Consider the following 18,507-nt stretch of genomic DNA (forward strand, 5'->3'; position numbering starts at 1 on the left):
AGGTGGGGCTACGTGACAGTGAATAGTGTTTCGACCATTCATTACATTGAAAGCTGCTGCTTCTATACCCATATTAGGCAACTAACGATAACAATAGGCGCCACATAGCCATGCCAAAATCTCGCTCTAGTTTTGCGATCGCAGTCTCCATCGGCCGTTTTTTAACCCCTTACAAGAAAACCATGATTGCGGCGGCGGCGGCACTGATCTTTACCGCCGGTATCACTCTCAGCATCGGCCAAGGCGTGCAAAGGCTGATCGATGACGGTTTCGCCAGTGGCTCAGCGGAACAACTTAATCACGCCCTCATCTTCACCATGGTGTTAATCGGCCTGATGGCGATCGGTACCTTTATCCGCTTTTATCTCGTCTCCTGGCTCGGAGAGCGTGTCAGCGCTGACCTTCGTAAAGCTGTCTTTAATCACGTTGTAACCCTACACCCCAGCTACTTTGAGACCAATAGAAGTGGCGAGATCATGTCGCGGCTCACCACCGACACCACGCTACTGCAATCAATCATCGGCTCATCGCTTTCCATGGCCTTGCGCAGTTCACTGATGCTGATCGGCTCTCTGATCATGCTGCTGTCGACAAACTGGAAGCTCACCACCATCGTCTTCATCGCCGCCCCTATCGTGTTACTACCGATCCTACTGATTGGTCGCAAAGTACGGACACTGTCTAAACAATCACAGGATTCCATCGCCGATGTCGGTACCCGTGCCGGTGAGGTGATCGAGCATATTAAGACAGTGCAGAGCTACACCATGGAAGACGATGAGCGGGCCGCTTTCGGCCGCGACGCCGAACACGCCTTTACCGTCGCCAAGCGTCGTATCCGCCAGCGTGCCACCTTAATTACTGTCGTCATTAGCCTCGTCTTTGGCGCCATCACAACCATGTTGTGGATCGGCGGTAACGACGTCATCAACGGCACCATGAGCGGTGGCGAGCTGGGGGCCTTCATCTTCTACGCGCTGATGATGGCTGCCGCCATGGCGACGCTCTCCGAAGTCTATGGTGAAGTGTTAAGAGCCGTGGGGGCCGCCGAACGTCTGCTGGAGTTGCTAGCGGTCAAAGCTGAGATTGCCCCACCTGCTGAGCCTGTATCAGATCGTATTAATAAGGCCGAACTCACCCTGAAAAACGTCTGTTTTCACTACCCCTCACGCCCCGAAACGACGGCGCTGAACAATATCAACTTGCATATTAAAGAAGGTAGCAGCCTCGCCCTTGTCGGCGCCTCTGGAGCCGGCAAGTCGACCGTGTTCGAGCTGTTACAACGTTTCTACGACCCACAACAGGGAAGTATCAGTCTCGACGGCCACGATTTAACAACGCTAACACCGCAGCAACTGCGCAGCCACATGGCCCTCGTCGCACAACAACCGGCACTGTTTAGCGAGGATGTCCGTTACAACATTCGTTATGGCAAGCCCGACGCCAGCGATGCCGAAGTCGAGGCCGCCGCCCGTGCCGCCCATGCTCACGACTTCATCAGCGAGCTGCCCGAGGGCTATCAAAGCTATCTCGGCGAACGCGGCGTTCGTCTTTCTGGCGGACAACGTCAACGCATTGCCATCGCCCGTGCCATCCTCAACGACCCTGACATCTTACTGTTAGATGAAGCCACCAGCGCACTGGATGCAGAGAGCGAGCAAAAGGTACAGCAGGCGTTAGAGCCGTTGATGCAAGGCCGCACCACACTAATCATCGCCCACCGCCTGTCGACCATACTGAACGCCGATCAGATCGCCGTCATCGATCAGGGCCAAGTGGTCGCCCAAGGCGATCACCAGAGCCTGCTAGAAACCTCGCCGCTGTACCAAAAACTGGTCAAAATACAGTTTCAAAACACGCAAGCAGCAGGAAAATAGAAATCAATTGACGTGTGCATATTCAGTTTTTATGTGTCAGTCGGTAACAAATCTGCAACACGATGTCACCGATCGTTAATAGTTCCGCTAAGTTTCCAAAATATATTATGTTCTCATTGCATACTTCAATATTTCGGTCTTAATATCACCCCTAGGCGACATAATTGTAGAAAATTATCATCGTCTATAATGATGCTAATGTCACAAGGCATTATAAATATAAACGCCTGCTTCGCGCTCAAGGCACGTAGATGCTACAGCAGATTTAAAGCAGTAAGGCCATACGTTAATAAAGGGTGTACTAATTCCATGTTGAAACTACGTCAACTACCTCTCGCCGTTGCCATCGCCGCAGCGTCTAGCCAACTGAACGCCGCCGGCTTTGCCGTCAACGAACACTCGACCAACGGTCTCGGTCGCGCCAACGCCGGTGAAGCCGCAATTGCAGAAGATGCCAGCATCCTCTCGCACAACCCTGCCGGCCTTACTCGCCTTGATCAACCTACCCTCACCGGTAGCATCGCTTACGTTGACGCTAGCGTCGATGTAACCGGTAACAGCGGTATCGCGCCTCTCGATGACGCATATACCAGCAAAGATGTGGCTCCCGCTCAGGTCGTGCCCGCTGCCTACTTCGCACTGCCGATCAACGATCGCCTAACCTATGGCGTTGGCTTGTACTCCGACTTCGGCTTTAAAACAGACTATGACAAAGATTTTGCAGGCATTAACGATGCCGATGTCTCAGACATCGTCACCGTCTACCTGACCAACAGCTTGGGTTTCAAGGTCAACGACCAACTCAGCCTTGGTGCAGGTGTTAGCATCGTTAAAGCACACGCAGAGCTCAGCTCTTCAGTACCTACAGCTGTGCCTTTTGTCGGTGGCAAGAGTGCTATGGATCTAGAAGGCGATGATACTAGCTATGGCTGGAACATCGGCGCACTGTACGAGTTCAACGACAATACCCGTATAGGTATCAGCTACAAGTCTGAAGTAGACCTTGAATTTGACGGCGAAATAAGCTCTGAGCTTTACAACGGTCAAGCCCACCCAATCTTTAACCCTAGTGGATTGGACTGGAATACTGACGGCGGCGCAGACCTTACTTTACCTGCGATGCTAGAAATTGCTGCCTACCACGCCTTCAACGACCAGTTTGCAATCCACGGTAGCATCACCCGCACCTACTGGAGCAGCTTCGACGAGCTAGCCATTTCTATAGACAACGGTCAAACACCACCGCCGGTTGTCGATGAAAGCTGGAACGACGTGATGCGCTACGCTGTTGGCGCCACCTACAAGCTGAACCAAGACGTCACTTTACGCGCCGGTTACGCCAAGGACCAGACCCCAACCGATAACGAGCATCGCACCCTGCGCCTACCGGACGGTGACCGTAACCTCTACAGCGTCGGTGCCAGCTGGGATGTCAGCGACAACTTCGTTGTCGATGCCGCCTATCAGTACCTCGACGGTCAACAGAGCAACATCCTAGAAAAAGGGCACTCTTACAAGACCGCAACCTCTGCCAACCTGTTCTCGGTCGGTGGTAGCTACAAGTTCTAAATTAGCTTTTGCTAATCAATCAAAATACCGCGCTTAGCGCGGTATTTTTTTGCCTGCACTTTTCTAACGAATTAACAGCACTTCCCACTCAACGCTTCATCACAGACCGTTACCCTAGACCACACTTTGGCGATAATTATCGCCGAACACCCTGCTAACATCATGTTCTCGTTGCCAACTTCCCGAAACTCACTTATGATCGTGCGTACACAATTGATGTGTAGAGTTTGCCTCGAGAGTGGCAACTACAATAATAAATTAAGCTCTGGGTGAGCACCGTCTCGGCGATTACACTTCGCCAACTCATCAATCAGAGCCAAATCAAAATGGGTGTTATATGTCTCAGTTTGGCTTACGTCAACTTCCCCTCGCCATCGCGATTGCAGCCATGGCTTCTCAAGTCAACGCTGCCGGCTTTGCCGTCAACGAACACAGCGCAGCAGGCCTCGGCCGCTCAAACGCCGGTGAAGCCGCTATGGCCGACGACGCCAGCGTCATCGCCCACAACCCCGCCGCCATGACCCTACTGAAGCGCCCTACGGTCAGCGGCATGATTGCCTATGTATCACCCGATGTTAACGTCGAGGGTGTCTCTAGTGACCTCAATGCCATGGGAATTCCCAATAGCTACTTCGATGGGAATGATGTTGCCCCCTCACAGGTTGTGCCTGGCGTCTACTTCGTCATGCCACTAACCGAACGTGTTAGCTTCGGTTTCGGCGCGTATACAGATTTCGGCTTTAAGACCGACTACGCCAGCAGCTTCGGCGCCCTCGGTGCTGCCGACACCTCTGACATCGTCGGCAAGTACCTCACCGGTAGCCTTGCCTTTAAACCCTTCGATAAGCTAAGCGTCGGTGTCGGCATCAGCCTAATCAAGCTCAACGCCGAATTAAGCTCTGCCGCAGACGAGCAGGGTGTCGTTAGCGGTGGCATCAACAGCAAACTTATCAAAGGTGGTCTTCCACCCGAGAATATTGTAGCCGGCGATCGCGTCATGCAGCTCGAGGGCGACACCACCACCGTCGGTTGGAATGTTGGTGCCCTGTATGAATTTAACGACAGCAGTCGCATTGGCCTAAGCTATAAAGGCGAGGTCAAAAGCACTCTCGAAGGTGAGATTGAGTCTGATATATTCACCGGTAAAAGCGTTGACATAGGCCCCTACCCATACGAATACCTACCAAATTGGAACGACAAAGGTGAGGCCGAGCTTAATCTACCCGCCATCTTAGAAGCTTCCTTCTATCACGCCTTCAGCGACCAGATCGCCGTACACGCTAGCTACACTCGCACTTTCTGGAGCAGCTTTGATGAAATCCGCATTCAGATGGACGGAGGCCAAGATGACATCGTAACCCCTGAGAACTGGGACGATGTTAATCGCTACGCACTCGGTGCCACCTACACCATCAACGACGCCTGGAAGCTCCGCGTTGGCTACGCTCAGGACGAGACACCGTCTAATGACGAGACTCGCACCCTGCGTTTACCCGATTCTGATCGCAGCCTGTATAGCATCGGTGCCACATGGCAGGTTAACGATGACCTATCCATCGACGCCGGTTACCAGTACATCAAAGGCGAAGAGGCGAGCATCCACGATGAAAACCAGTTCACCCATGGTATCCATCTAGCGCAGAAAACCACCACTGAAGCCGATATATTCGCCCTGCAGGCAAACTATCAGTTCTAAGACACACTTTGTTGATCGAGAAAACGAAAACGGCGCCTCAGGGCGCCGTTTTTTATGCTCATTCAGTACCAGCCACTTACGTCGCCCTTCTGACACTCTCGACGAAGGCGGTTAACTCGATAAGATCATTCAGGTTATCGACCGCCACCACTGTCGCCGCGCACGCCACCCCCTCGAGCAGGTCCTTCTTATCCCAAGCTTCGAGAGCAACCTTCAAATGTTCGTACTGAGCTTTATCTAACATAGTAAGAAATACCAAAAGAATAACGACACGGTAGTGATATGAGGTCTGCGGCTTTCACCCACGGGCCAGTTAAGCTGTAGATGCTACTCCTATTATCTTGGTCTTTAAATGACCACACTCTACTTCCCGTGCGCTGTTGACGCATGTCAAGCCGCCCTCTCATGAAATTTCAGACACCTGAGTAACGTACAAAAGTCTTGAGTCGACAAACCTCAAAACGAACTTGATCAGCACCGATAACACGAGCAAAACCATCCCCGCTCAAAATGATTGCAGCGCAGAGCAATTAAACATAGAATAAAAACCACACTGACTGATCAGTCAGTGTGGTAATGATAACAAACCGGCCAGCAGCTAGACAGCGCTCTTATAACGAGGATCGACCCCATGACGACAGCGAACACCGCCCCCACTCTTCACCAACAGCTCCTCGTTCAGCAACAGGCCTACCGCGCTGCAGCCAACCCCTCGGCAGCCTTCCGCAAACAGCAACTCACGGCACTCAAGTCAGCCTTACTCAGCAACCAGCAAGCACTGCTCGATGCGTTAAGCCAAGACTATGGCCACCGCAGCGCCACCGACAGCATCATCGGCGACATCCTCCCCATCGTTAACCACATCAATTACAGCCTCAAACGACTAAGCCGCTGGATGAAGCCCAGTAAACGACATGCAGGCCTGTTACTAGCGCCGGCGTCGGTTACCGTTCATTACCAACCCGTCGGTGTCGTCGGCATCGTCGTGCCTTGGAACTTCCCTATCATGCTCTCCCTTGGGCCGCTGATCACCGCTATTTCGGCTGGCAACCGAGCAATGATCAAGATGTCCGAGTTCACACCGGCAACGAACAGCGTGCTCAAGACTTTGTTATCAGGTGTGTTTAGTGAGGATCAAGTGTGCGTTATAGAGGGCGAAGCCGATATCGCCGCCGCCTTCACCTCCCTGCCTTTTGATCACCTAATTTTTACTGGCTCGACGACTGTCGGCCGCCATGTAATGCGTGCTGCCGCCGACAACTTAACTCCGGTGACCCTTGAGCTCGGCGGCAAATCGCCGGTCATTATCGCCGACGATATCGATCTCAGCATCGCCGTCGAGCGACTGATCTATGGTAAATGTCTCAACGCCGGGCAAATCTGTGTCGCTCCCGATTATATCCTCTGCCCTGAGCACAAGGTCGACGAGTTCATCAAAGAGTACCGCCGACAGTTTCAGGCTATGTATCGTGACGGCGTTGGCTCTGACGACTACACCAGCGTTATTGATGCACGACAGTTCGCTCGCTTAACCAGCTGGTTAGAGGACGCAAAGTCGAAAGGCGCTAAAGTTACCCCCGCTAGCGACGCTGAAATCAATACCGCTGAACAACGCATGCCCACTCAACTGATCACACAAGTTGATGACAGCATGACGCTGATGCAGGAAGAGATCTTTGGGCCATTACTGCCTATTCTACCGTACGCGAATCTGCAACAAGCGATCGATTACGTCAACGACCGGCCGCGCCCACTGGCTCTGTATATCATGAGTTTCGACACTCAGTGCCAACAGCAGCTTCTCACGCAAACGCACTCAGGTGGCGTCTGCATTAACGAGACCGTCTTCCACGTCGCCGCCGATGATGCGCCATTTGGCGGCATCGGCCCCTCTGGCATGGGCCACTACCACGGTAAAGAAGGCTTCCTAGCCTTATCTAAAGCCAAGACCGTGCTTAAGCGCGGCAAACTCAACACCGGAAAGCTGGTCACACCACCTTATGGTACGCTTATCCATAAGATCATGCTCAAGCTGTTCCTACGCTAACCACTCAACTACCAGCATCACGACTTTGCGTGATGCTCAATCTTCGAGACAAAGACACCAGCATGAGCTCCGATAAGCGACAAGATATTTTAGATACCGCCCTGCAACTCTTCGTCGAGCAGGGATTTCACGCCACCTCAACCGCTTCACTAGCTAAAGCGGCCGGGGTCGCCAATGGCACGGTTTTTCATCATTTCGGCTCCAAGCAAGGCTTGATTAGTACGCTTTACCTCGACATCAAGAGCCAGCTCGCGACAGACATCCTACCCGATGAAATTCCAGCACTGCCGATGAACAGCCAAGATATTAAGCTGCTTTCCGCCAGCATATGGAATAGCGCCATTGACTGGGCCGTCGACAACCCAATGAAGCAGCAGTTCTTCAAAACCTTTTCACACTCCAGCGTACTCGATCAAACAATCCGTGACGAGGCGATGAAAAAGGTCATGGGGTTTATTGAACAACTGATCGTCATTGGCCAACAACAGGGGCTACTTTCCCAGTTTCCAATCGAGCTGATGCTAGAAAACTGCTACGGACAATACACCCATAGCGCAGGCTATTTCATTGCACACCCACAGCACGCTCAATCCACCGAGCACCGTGACGCCGCCTTCGCCATGTTTTGGAACGCACTGAGTGTGTCGACGGAATAAACTAACTTTTGTTCACTAGTCACCCCCTTCTGCACGAGCTAAGCTAATCGAAGTTAGCCGCTTTCGGGGGAAAATAGCATGTCCGTCTGGTCCAAAATAACACTAATAAGCTTACTGATTACCTTAGCACTCTCTTTTATTGTCAATCATTTGTACTGGTTGCTACCCAGCACGTTACTGACCCTTATCAGCGCTTTCTACACACAACGCAACGCCAATAACGAACTTAATGATTACTGCGCCACACTCGGTAAAGTTTGTAGCCTACTACTGCTTTCAGGGCTATCAATCTACACACTCAACGCCATGCAAAGCCCTGAGAGCCGGCAACAACGGGCCATTGCCGCAGATGCACGCACCACCTATTTGGCGCTACATCGCTATCTTATCGAACATCAGCAAGCACCAAACACGATGAGCCAACTTTATGAAGTCGATCGCTATGGCGATCCGTATCTCGAACAAACACTACTGGATCCATGGCAACAGCGTTATCGCCTTGATGAGCAGCAAGGTCAAACCGTTCTAGTAAGCAACGGCCCTGATCAAAAACGTTATAGTGACGATGACATTACCACAGTCGTTGAAAGGAGCTATTACTGAGCGGACAAGCTATTTATAGGTATGACTATAACTGCGATAACGCTCCTTTATTTCCCGGACATATTTCACCGGCTCTGTCCCACGAACATAGCCATAACGTGCTCGTTTATAATTTTTGGGATCGCTCAGGGCCAGCATCGCCTTCGCTACATTGCCGTCCCAGACATCGTCCTTGAGACCCATTTTTCTAGCCAACACCTGCGCATCATAGACATGCCCATGCCCCGCATTATAGGCAGCCAAAGCAAACCAAACCCGCTCCGCTGAGATTTTCACCATCGGGAATCGATCATACAGCCACTGCAGATGCTTGGCCGCTGCAATCAAAGACTGCTCTGGATCGTACAAGTCACTGACACCGTAGGCCCGCCCGGTTCGAGGCATCACCTGCATCAGCCCCCTCGCGCCGGAAGCACTTTTCGCTCGACGATTGAAATGACTTTCTTGGAAGGCCTGAGCCGCAATCAAACGCCAATCATAGTTGAACAGCTTGGCGTATTTCTTAAATAACGCATCATAGGGTGAGAGCGGTTTATCGGGGTCTAAAACGGAAGGCAAACTTTTCTTAGTAACATTCTTAAAATAATTGTTGTAAACAACATTGTAATGCAGCCCCTTATATTCCTTGGCAATAAAGCGATTAAGCTGATCGTTCAGCAGTTTGCTTTTACGGGCATGATACCAAACATGTGGCTGCAGCTGATCCTCTAGTGGCGTCAATACGAGACTCGGGTACATCACCTTAAGTAGCTTGGCAAAATGGCCATCCACTACCGTTGATTGGTAGCGTTTCGTCAACACCTGATAAGACAGCGATTCTGCAGAGGCTGATGGTACCTTCACCACCTTATAGCCAAGCGCCTCCACTTCATCCAGATAGCCGCTATTAGGGTTCATCGCGACCTCTATTTTTGCTGGTGCCTCCCCCTTCGCCTCAACCCCTTTATCTGCTGGTTGCGAAATAAGATGGGCCCGAGTGTATAGATAAGCCGATGTACCCTGCATGATGGCATCCCGCTCTGCTGTCGGGTTCAAACTCGCCGCCGCTACGTCCGCAAAACCGTCGGTCACTGCCGCATAGAGTTGCTCCAAGTTATCAACCAGAATAATACGCAATTTCAACTTATGCTGCTTCGCAAACGCCTTAATCAAGTCGTACTCAAAACCCGCATGATAACCACGCTTCATAAAGTACGTGGTCGGGCTGTTGAAGGTAACCACGCGCAGTACGCCCGCCGCCTTAATCTGCGCCCAATCTCGCACCTCTTGTTTCTGATACAACAAGTCTGATGCCAACAAGAACTGATTCAACTTATCACGCAACTGAGGTGAATCGTCCCTCAGTGCCCAGCTGATTTCACGGCTTTTCGCCAACACCCCAAAACTCTTTAACCGTGGATAGTTCGGCAATAGGGCTGCAACGATATCACCATCCATTAACGTAAATAGAGGCTTTTCGGCTTTACTCACCCAATGCAAGATCTCCTCTTCCTGTGTATCGGCCGGCAATAGTGCGAGGGGGTAGTCTGTGCCTTTCAGAGTGTCTAAGTACGCAGAGCCCACAGTCACGACAAACTCATCGTATTTGTCCCGCTTACTGCCATGTCGCCCTACCACCAACTCATCGACATACAGCAGCGGACGAGTAAACTCAACTTGGTAACGATCTCGACGTCGTTGGCTCACCGTAATATTGGACATCACGAGATCGGAGGCACCTGCGCTCGCGCTCTCCAACGCAGCCGGTAGATCATCAAAGTATATCCACTTAGCTTTTAAATCTAAACTCGCCGCAAACTCCTCCGCCAAGTCATGATAACTTGTAGCAGGCAGCCCCGTCCTATTCAATAAAGCGGCAACATCATGACGAACAGCCGCAATACGCAAGTGACCCGTCTGCTCTATATCATCGAGATCCCCCATATAGCGAGCAGCACTATCGCCCGACACAACAGGGGACTCACTGTGATCGATAACATTCGGCGAATGAGCACCATCACAGCCCCATAACATAAGCAACATGGCCATGGCGAAGCAACAAGCCAACGCTCTCATCTGGCCAGTAGAAGGACTCGCTTTACGAAACGCTACCGCAACCATATTTCACGCCCAAATTCTTAATAGTTTTTAACATCTTGCTTTACGCTAACAGCAAGATACCTAAAAGAACAGCGACTTCCATCAAGGTAAGCAGCACCACTAGTGCACACAGATTGCCTATAAGCTTAGCCCAGCCTCACATCTTCGTGCACTTTATCATCCACTCAACGACACGTCGTTAAGCTGTCATGGTTAGCCGGAATATTCGATCTCGACACCACAACAGACTAAACTTATCGGACATGATTAACACCGGCCGATGCAGCCCTCAGCAGAGTCGTCAACATGGATCACAAGTCGTTTATCCATCACCAAAACTTCTCTCAACTCCCTCGCCTGCAACAGGAGAAACTCATACAATTCTTCAACCGCGAGCATCACTACCTGATTCAACCCGAAGATATTAATAGCTTCTTAAGCTCTGGCACTCGCTTTGAAGTGATTACAGATATCGACAGCCTCTTCGTTAAGAGTCAGGCCGACAATGCCCGTGGCCTACTAGCGCACAAACAACCCTGGGAGCACCAAGAGCAGATGCTGTCTTGGATGAGTCAGCTCAGCCCTTTGCCCAATCAACTTCTCGTCACCATCATGACAAGGAGCTTCTGTACCGACAAAGACCTGAAAGATGAGTGGTATATATTGAGCTACCAAGACAGCGCGTGAGGCAAGCTAAGATTTTTATCACGCCGCAGCTAGCGACGCCAAATATCCCGCAACCTTCGCCTTCGGCAATTTCTGTAAACGCGCGTATTCAGCGAAGGTCAGGTCCCTTAAGTTAAAGTTTTGGCGTACATCTTCCAGCATTCTCAACCATAACCGAGCCGTCACTTCCGCATCGGCTAAGGCGCGGTGAAAAACGCCATCATTAGCGATATTTTTATAAGCAACAAGATTGGCCAACTTATGGCTACCCGCCTCCGGATAAAGCCGTCGCGACAACAGTAGCGTACACAAAAACTCACCCTCTGCACGCCTCCCTAAACGAACCAACTCTTCCTGTAAAAAGGCGCGATCAAACGAGGCGTTATGAGCCAACAGATTACAGCCTACGATGAAGTCAGCAAAATCCGCCATCACCTCAGCACACGGCCTAGCAGTAGCCAACATCTGATTACTAATGCCCGTATAGCCCTCGATAAAGTGGTCAACTCTGACACCTGGATTCATCAGCTCCTGAAACCGATCAACCACTATACCGTCAACCAACTTAACAGCGCCGATTTCAATAGGGCGTGCGCCTTGACGCACCGACAACCCTGTTGTCTCGAAGTCCAACACAACTAATGTGTTCGCCTCGACTAGAGACAGCGACATAAACCACCTATGAGCTCATTGATAAAACAAAGCCCAGCATCTTACGCGACTATCAGCACGACATATAGCGTAGCCCCCTCCCCCTGCTTCCGCCCAGCACCTCAAAAGAGGAATAAAACCCAGGTAAGGCAAGATATATAGAAAATTAATTCGAAATCAAACTCAGCAGCAAAACATATTTTCCAATGATGGGGGTATTAGGATGAAATTTAGAAGCTATTTCTCCACAGTGCTCGCTATCATAGCCGCATCTTACACCCCTCATAGAAAGCGTACCGATCACATGAACCACAAAACAATCACCAGCTTACTATTTTGCTGCGTCTGCCTCATCTGGGGAACAACCTGGCTAGGTATGGAGCTTGCCGTTAGTAGTGTTCCTCCTATTACCGCAACAAGCCTACGCCTGTTAATTGCAGCGCCCCTTATCATGTTATTGACCCGATATAAGCGCTTACCTATTCTATTTCCAGCAGATAAGCGCCTTGAGTTCGTTTTAATCACGTTGTTCTACTTCGCACTACCTTTTACTCTGATGATCTTCGGCGAGCAATATATTAGCTCCGGCCTCGCCTCTATCATCTTTGCCACGATGCCTATCGCCATCCTTAGTCTAGGCGCCGTATTACATGGTCACCGCGTTGCCTTTCATCAACTCGTTGGGCTTGCTATCGCCCTGATCAGCCTAATAGAGATCATTAATATCGAGCTTGGTATCGCAGGCGGACAAAATATCATCGGTGTCATTGCCCTCGTTGTCGCCGTACTCATGCATGCTAGCATTTACGTCAACATGGAAAAGCGCTGCGCTAACATAAACGTACTGACTTATAACGGATTACCTTGTCTAACCGCGGCAGTGCTATTATTGCTGGCAGGCGTCTTTATCGAACAACCCAATATCGCCAACTTTTCACTGCAGTCTCTCGGCGCTATATCCTATCTCGGCGTCGTTGCCGGTATCGGGGGGATTATGGCCTACTTTCAACTCAACAAAATGGCCAGCCCATTTCAGGCTTCATTATGCTTCCTGATTTTCCCTGTCATCGCTCTTAGTCTCGACGCACTCGTCAATGGCCGCAATTTAAGCGAAGCCTCACTACTGTTAATCGGCACGCTTTTGATCGGTGTTTTGCTCACTAAGATACCCAAGCAAAAGATGCAACAGCTACTAAAGCGCAGCACTTAAGTCTTTATGGCCCGCCCTCTCATGGAAGTAGAGGGCACTCTGTCAACGTTCAAATGTCTCAGCCTAACGATTTTTTTTACCTTTTAGTCATTTTATGATCAAATGTATATAAAACGAGCCTAGCTGCATGAGCTTGCACGCAGCCCCGCACAATAATAAATGAGCTGGTCACCTCAAAGCTGGCAGGCAGAGCATGATCTCAAATATACTAAAATACTTTATACCAACACCGTTGCATGACGACCCACGCAACATTGATCGCAGCTACCTCTTAGTAGGCGCGATACTGTGCAACATCATCACTGCTAGCTGTTTTCTTATCAGCCTTTTCACCGTTTTCGAGCTCCCTCCCGGAAACCATAATATTGCCGTCTCTATCATATCCAGCTGCTTAATTGCCTACAGCGTCATCCTTTGCCTGTTTCGCTTTGTTACGAGCTTGCGAGTTGCCGCCAACCTCACTGTGTCACTATTATTGATCGTTAACACTTTTGCTATTCAGATTACCGGCGGTTACTACGAATCACCTGTAGTTCCGATGCTTCTTATCACTACGATCGTAGCGTTTTTGATTCTGGGCCTATCGGATGGCTTGCGCTGGCTTATAATCACAATCATCACCAATATATTACTAATTCTCTCCGCCGATAGCGGTTACGGCTACACACAGCTAATCGAAAGGCAGCGGGACAAGCAAATTCTCGCCAGCTATATTCAGTTTATGCTCTACACCATGGCCGCAGGCACGCTCATCATCTACGAGGTGATTAATAAGCGGCTTACCCAGCACCTGCATCAGCAACGCAACCGCTTCGCCTACGAGGCAAGACATGACGCCCTGACGGGGATAGCTAACAGGCTTGAGTTTTTTAGTCTGCTTAACGAAGAGATAAAACATTGCCAACAGCAGAACAGCAAGCTTGCCGTCATCTATATTGACCTTGATAACTTCAAGATGATTAATGACAATTATGGTCACAACACTGGAGACGAGGTACTAGTAGCCGTAAGCGAAAGAATCACCGACGCTTTACGGCAGATTGATACCGTCGCCAGGGTCGGCGGTGATGAATTTATCATTATTTTGCCCGGCATCGAAAATCTACAAGACTGCAAAACAGCCATGGACAAGGTCAAAGACGCCATCACTCAACCTTTCTTCGCCAATAGCGAATCGTTAGATATCGAGGCCAGCCTTGGCTGTGCAATATACCCTGATCATAGCTGCGACATCGATACCCTCTGTCATGTTGCCGATCAAGCGATGTATCGCGATAAGCACCAGCAGCAAAGACAGGAGCTTGCCGAGGCTTAACTTCCTAGCTAGCGCTTAAGATCCTCGATTTCGACGACCTGTACACCGCTAAGGCTTTCACCGCCCTCGCTACCGAAAATATTCATCGGTAACTGTTGCGCAGGCTCTGGCTTAACACCGTTTCTATCAATACTCAGGTCGGTGAAGTTGAATAGGTTGACATCGGCCAACTGTGAAGGAGAGGCGTTTTTAATGGCAGAGAAAATGACCTCAAGTCGATTAGGCTGCTGTCGCTCCCAGTCACGAAGCATAGCCTTAATGTTCTGCCGCTGAAGGTTGTCTTGTGACCCACAGAGATTACAGGGGATGATCGGAAAGGCCTTATAGTCAGCGTAACTAATTAGGTCATCCTCTTTACAGTAAGCTAATGGCCTTATCACGATGTTGCGTCCATCGTCGCTGAGTAGTTTTGGCGGCATCGCCTTCAGCTTTCCACCGTAAAACATATTCAAGAATAGCGTCTCGATAATGTCATCTCGATGGTGGCCCAAAGCTATCTTAGTGGCACCTATGTCCTCAGCAAAACCATACAGCGTACCGCGCCGAAGACGTGAACAAAGGCCGCAAGTAGTCTTACCCTCTTCAATAATTTCAGTGACCACGCTATACGTGTCTTTCTCTAAAATATAATACTCCACCCCAAGCTCATCGAGGTAGTTAGGCAAAATATGTTCAGGGAAACCGGGCTGTTTCTGATCAAGGTTCACAGCCACCAGACTAAAACTAATGGGAGCACTACGTTGTAGACCCAGCAAGATATCGAGCATTGCAAAAGAGTCTTTGCCACCAGACAGGCAGACCATAACCTTATCGCCCTCTTCGATCATATTATAATCGGCAATGGCACTCCCAGTTTGACGCCTAAGCCGCTTTTGCAGCTTATTAAACTCAGTCGTCGATTGCTTCTGCGCATTATTATTGTCTGCGCTTGCCTTTACGGCTGGAGGGGTAGTATCGGACATGGTCGCTTCTATCACTTAAAAACAGTGGGCGGCATTTTACCCCAGCTAGGAATGAGCAGAAAGCGATAAACTCATATATACATCAGCTGAACACTAACACCGTGACTTCAGAGGTAAAAAGCGTAGATATAACTGGCATTTTTTACGTAAACCATCGCTATATTCGTCATTATAGCCATAGCAAGTAGCATTTTCGCCTAGAATTTACAGCCAAAGATGCATACAATAGCCCGGCAATAGATATGGTCGAAGCTTTAGCTCGTCTTCGAAAACTGGACCTAATATACCTAAATCCCAGTTTTGGCAGAAGACAATACGCCCTCTAACCAGAGAGGCCTCTCATGGGCCAGCGTAGCTACTTCGAGCCCCAAACTTGCTATAACTACAGGAAAGTTCGAATGAAAACCCCAGTTCGTGTTACCGTCACTGGCGCTGCAGGCCAGATCTCATATGCCCTACTTTTCCGCATCGCTTCAGGCGCTATGCTTGGCAATGATCAGCCTGTTATTCTACAGCTGTTAGAAATTACTCCAGCACTAGACGCACTCAAAGGTGTGGCTATGGAACTTGATGACTGCGCCTTCCCATTACTGCAAGAAATCGTTTGCACTGACGACGCCGAAGTCGCTTTCAAAGACAGTGATTACGCTCTACTTGTCGGCGCGCGCCCCCGCGGCCCAGGCATGGAACGCAAAGATCTACTAGAAGCCAACGCTGCGATCTTCTCAGCTCAGGGCAAGGCAATGGACAAGACTGCTAGCCGCGACATTAAGGTCCTGGTTGTCGGCAACCCAGCCAACACCAACTCGCTGATCGCTCAGCGCAATGCTCCAAGCCTCGACCCACGCAACTTCACCGCGATGACTCGCCTTGATCACAACCGCTCTCTGACACAGCTAGCCCAAAAGACTGGCAGCAGCAGCGACAAGGTCACTCAAATGACCATCTGGGGCAACCACTCTGCGACTCAATACCCAGACTTGCACAACACGCTAGTTGATGGCAAAAACGCCATGGAACTCATCGAGCAGAACTGGTACGCAGAAGAGTTTATCCCTACCGTTCAACAACGTGGTGCTGCGATCATCAAGGCTCGCGGCCTCTCTTCTGCCGCCTCTGCTGCCAATGCCGCTATCGATCATATGCGTACATGGGCAATGGGAACACCTGAAGGTGATTGGACTTCTATGGGCGTTTACAGCGATGGCTCTTATGGCATCCAAGAAGGCCTTATCTACTCTTTCCCTGTTACCTGTACGGATGGAGACTGGGCTATTGTACAAGGCCTAGAGATTAATGATTTCTCTCGCGAGAAGATGACAGCGACTGAAACCGAGCTCGCAGAAGAACGTGATGCTGTAGCGCACTTGCTACCTTAATCATTGCAGCTGTCAGTTCATTGACTGGCAGCGCCTGTAACGAAAAAAGGCGCCTTTTAGGCGCCTTTTTTATCGCTTGAACATAAGAAGCGGTATTCAAACAACCTGTATATACTGAAAGACCTAACGTGGGCAGCGCTACACCATGCTACCATCAACAATATAACGACAAGCCATCAGGACATATTGTTATGCTACACCCTCGCTCCCTTGCCACCGTGCTTTGGATCACTCTACTCTTTGCGCTGCCATGGCCGATCTATAATAGCCCGAGCCTAACAATACAGCCCTTGATCTTCACCTTTAGCCACTATGACGCCAAGTTTTCAACTTTCGCCGTTATAGCCCAAGCGGCAATATCTTGCGTCATTTTACTTATGGCCAGCATAATGATCGTCAAGCAACTTGGCCGATTAACGCCGCCAATGCCAATCAGCTTCGTCGGACTCATTATCATCAGCCTGTTATTTTTCAGTAGAACCTTCGCACTTTACAGCCTCGGTCACGACCAACGGTATAACCTGCAGGAAATTTATCAAGTAACAGCTACGATGGAAAAAAGACAGCCAGCCACACCGTTGTCTCATCCGTAGCGGTATAGCTTACTCGGTGTTTGCAGTGCGCCGGAATCAGCAGACAATCGCCGATCTTTAGGCGCTCAATCGCGCCGGTATCGAATGCTAGCTCTGCCTCCCCAGCCAGCAGTAGCACCCACTCCTCGTTAGGCTGATCATACCACCCATCAAACAAAAAATTCTCAGCCTCTGTAACCAAGGGTGTCGTCTGACCACGAGAAACAATGCGCTCGAATCGGCAGCCACTGTGCTCCAATAACAGCTGAAAATGTTCGCTCTCTGCACCAACCCCAGGCAGACCTGCAAACAGCGAACTTAGGCGCCGCGCCTCACCGTTATGCGAGACACCTTTAGTCTTCATAACTCGCAGACTTACCCTGCATTTGAGCCATTACCGAGCCCATAAGATCAACCTGACTTAACATCCCTGCGTTCCAGGTCGCGACATAATTAAGCGAGTCATGCAAGCTGTGGTCGCGCGCATAGTTAATCATCTCTTTACTGCCACGAATAGCGAGCGGCGATTTACTGGCAATGGTGACGGCCATCTCTGCCGTGTATTGGTAGAGCTCATCAATGCTGGCAAAAGTTCGGTTCAACAACCCTGCACGAGCAGCCTCATTACCTTCAAGCGCACGCCCTGTATAAGCGAGCTCTCGCAACAAACCATCGCCGATGATATTGGGTAGACGCTGCAGGCTGCCGACGTCTGCAGTCATGCCTAAGTCGATCTCTTTAATAGAAAAACTAGCATCCTCAAGCCCAAAACGGATATCGCATGCCGATATCATGTCAAGCCCCGCTCCTACGCAGGCACCTTGAACCGCCGCAATAACAGGCTTACGACAACGGTCAATCGCTGCAAAGCAATCCTGCAGAGCGATAATGAGCAGTCGCATCTGCTCACTACGACGTCCATGCTCCTCTGGCAGTGACTCCATAATATGCTGAAAAACTGACAGATCCATGCCAGCGCAGAAGTTCTTGCCGTGAGCCTTTAAGATGATCGCTCGAACCTCAGCATTAACGTCCAACTCGATGAAGCAGTGGCGTATTTCATCCCACATTTTTTGACTGAGGGCATTAGCTTGCTCAGGGCGGTTTAATGCCACAGTGGCTATTTTATCTTCTATTACAACGTCTAATAATTCAAACACGCTTAATATACTCCATTCCCCTAGCACAGCCGTTACCGGGGATTATTGGCTTATTTGTTATTGTT

Annotated in this window: 17 protein-coding genes; 10 read left to right on the forward strand and 7 right to left on the reverse strand. The window is 50.2% G+C overall.

The window, feature by feature from the left end:
* Nucleotides 1-110: 110 nt before the first annotated feature.
* The 3 genes from EDC56_RS01200 to EDC56_RS01210 all read left to right on the forward strand — a co-directional run bounded on the left by EDC56_RS01200 (nt 111) and on the right by EDC56_RS01210 (nt 5,142).
* On the forward strand, nt 111-1,877 hold the full coding sequence (locus tag EDC56_RS01200) for an ABC transporter transmembrane domain-containing protein (protein ID WP_123710709.1): 1,767 nt from the start codon (nt 111-113) through the stop codon (nt 1,875-1,877).
* A gap of 309 nt (nt 1,878-2,186) precedes the next feature.
* The gene (locus EDC56_RS01205; protein ID WP_162844043.1) at nt 2,187-3,446 is read left to right on the forward strand and encodes an OmpP1/FadL family transporter; all 1,260 of its coding nucleotides are present in this window, start codon (nt 2,187-2,189) and stop codon (nt 3,444-3,446) included.
* A gap of 337 nt (nt 3,447-3,783) precedes the next feature.
* Nucleotides 3,784-5,142 carry an outer membrane protein transport protein gene (locus tag EDC56_RS01210; RefSeq protein ID WP_123710711.1) on the forward strand — a complete coding sequence of 453 codons (1,359 nt, stop codon included), beginning with the start codon at nt 3,784-3,786 and terminating at the stop codon, nt 5,140-5,142.
* 76 nt (nt 5,143-5,218) lie between these two features.
* Here EDC56_RS01210 and EDC56_RS19530 read toward each other — a convergent pair whose 3' ends face one another.
* The gene (locus tag EDC56_RS19530; protein WP_162844044.1) at nt 5,219-5,386 is read right to left on the reverse strand and encodes a hypothetical protein; all 168 of its coding nucleotides are present in this window, start codon (nt 5,384-5,386) and stop codon (nt 5,219-5,221) included.
* A gap of 387 nt (nt 5,387-5,773) precedes the next feature.
* On the opposite strand from EDC56_RS19530, the gene EDC56_RS01215 reads away from it, so the two are divergent.
* From EDC56_RS01215 to EDC56_RS01225, 3 genes are all read left to right on the forward strand, one after another.
* Nucleotides 5,774-7,189, forward strand: coding sequence for a coniferyl aldehyde dehydrogenase (locus EDC56_RS01215; protein ID WP_123710712.1), 1,416 nt, complete (start codon nt 5,774-5,776; stop codon nt 7,187-7,189).
* A gap of 32 nt (nt 7,190-7,221) precedes the next feature.
* On the forward strand, nt 7,222-7,845 hold the full coding sequence (locus EDC56_RS01220; RefSeq protein ID WP_211333518.1) for a TetR/AcrR family transcriptional regulator: 624 nt from the start codon (nt 7,222-7,224) through the stop codon (nt 7,843-7,845).
* A gap of 78 nt (nt 7,846-7,923) precedes the next feature.
* Nucleotides 7,924-8,448 (forward strand): type II secretion system protein GspG, encoded by a 525-nt coding sequence (locus EDC56_RS01225; RefSeq protein WP_123710714.1) that lies wholly within the window; start codon nt 7,924-7,926, stop codon nt 8,446-8,448.
* A 9-nt stretch (nt 8,449-8,457) separates the two neighbouring features.
* Here EDC56_RS01225 and EDC56_RS01230 read toward each other — a convergent pair whose 3' ends face one another.
* Entirely contained in the window at nt 8,458-10,548 is a 2,091-nt protein-coding gene (locus tag EDC56_RS01230; RefSeq protein WP_123710715.1) for an MltF family protein, read from the reverse strand.
* A gap of 285 nt (nt 10,549-10,833) precedes the next feature.
* Here EDC56_RS01230 and EDC56_RS01235 point away from each other — a divergent pair, with 285 nt between their 5' ends.
* Nucleotides 10,834-11,214 (forward strand): hypothetical protein, encoded by a 381-nt coding sequence (locus EDC56_RS01235; RefSeq protein ID WP_123710716.1) that lies wholly within the window; start codon nt 10,834-10,836, stop codon nt 11,212-11,214.
* An 18-nt stretch (nt 11,215-11,232) separates the two neighbouring features.
* Here the strand turns inward: EDC56_RS01235 and EDC56_RS01240 are convergent, their stop codons facing one another.
* On the reverse strand, nt 11,233-11,865 hold the full coding sequence (locus tag EDC56_RS01240) for a 3'-5' exonuclease (protein ID WP_123710717.1): 633 nt from the start codon (nt 11,863-11,865) through the stop codon (nt 11,233-11,235).
* A gap of 202 nt (nt 11,866-12,067) precedes the next feature.
* Between EDC56_RS01240 and EDC56_RS01245 the strand changes: the two genes are divergently transcribed.
* Nucleotides 12,068-13,054 carry a DMT family transporter gene (locus tag EDC56_RS01245; RefSeq protein ID WP_211333519.1) on the forward strand — a complete coding sequence of 329 codons (987 nt, stop codon included), beginning with the start codon at nt 12,068-12,070 and terminating at the stop codon, nt 13,052-13,054.
* Nucleotides 13,055-13,247: 193 nt separating this feature from the next.
* Nucleotides 13,248-14,369, forward strand: a complete 1,122-nt coding sequence (locus EDC56_RS01250) for a diguanylate cyclase domain-containing protein (protein ID WP_123710719.1) — start codon at nt 13,248-13,250, stop codon at nt 14,367-14,369.
* 8 nt (nt 14,370-14,377) lie between these two features.
* Here the strand turns inward: EDC56_RS01250 and ttcA are convergent, their stop codons facing one another.
* Nucleotides 14,378-15,331 carry a tRNA 2-thiocytidine(32) synthetase TtcA gene (gene ttcA, locus EDC56_RS01255; protein ID WP_123710720.1) on the reverse strand — a complete coding sequence of 318 codons (954 nt, stop codon included), beginning with the start codon at nt 15,329-15,331 and terminating at the stop codon, nt 14,378-14,380.
* Between the two features lie 398 nt (nt 15,332-15,729).
* Here ttcA and EDC56_RS01260 point away from each other — a divergent pair, with 398 nt between their 5' ends.
* The gene (locus EDC56_RS01260; protein WP_123710721.1) at nt 15,730-16,710 is read left to right on the forward strand and encodes a malate dehydrogenase; all 981 of its coding nucleotides are present in this window, start codon (nt 15,730-15,732) and stop codon (nt 16,708-16,710) included.
* 310 nt (nt 16,711-17,020) lie between these two features.
* Here the strand turns inward: EDC56_RS01260 and EDC56_RS19535 are convergent, their stop codons facing one another.
* The 3 genes from EDC56_RS19535 to EDC56_RS01270 all read right to left on the reverse strand — a co-directional run bounded on the left by EDC56_RS19535 (nt 17,021) and on the right by EDC56_RS01270 (nt 18,442).
* Nucleotides 17,021-17,161, reverse strand: coding sequence for a hypothetical protein (locus tag EDC56_RS19535; protein ID WP_162844045.1), 141 nt, complete (start codon nt 17,159-17,161; stop codon nt 17,021-17,023).
* Nucleotides 17,162-17,256: 95 nt separating this feature from the next.
* Nucleotides 17,257-17,646: a cupin domain-containing protein gene (locus tag EDC56_RS01265; RefSeq protein ID WP_123710722.1), complete on the reverse strand. Its 390-nt coding sequence runs from the start codon at nt 17,644-17,646 to the stop codon at nt 17,257-17,259.
* A complete protein-coding gene (locus tag EDC56_RS01270; protein ID WP_123710723.1) occupies nt 17,636-18,442 on the reverse strand; it encodes a crotonase/enoyl-CoA hydratase family protein in 807 nt (268 codons plus the stop codon). Before EDC56_RS01270 ends, EDC56_RS01265 begins: the two co-directional genes overlap by 11 nt.
* Between the last annotated feature and the right edge of the window lie 65 nt (nt 18,443-18,507).

It is taken from the genome of Sinobacterium caligoides, from assembly GCF_003752585.1.
Classification (GTDB): Bacteria; Pseudomonadota; Gammaproteobacteria; order Pseudomonadales; family Sinobacteriaceae; genus Sinobacterium; species Sinobacterium caligoides.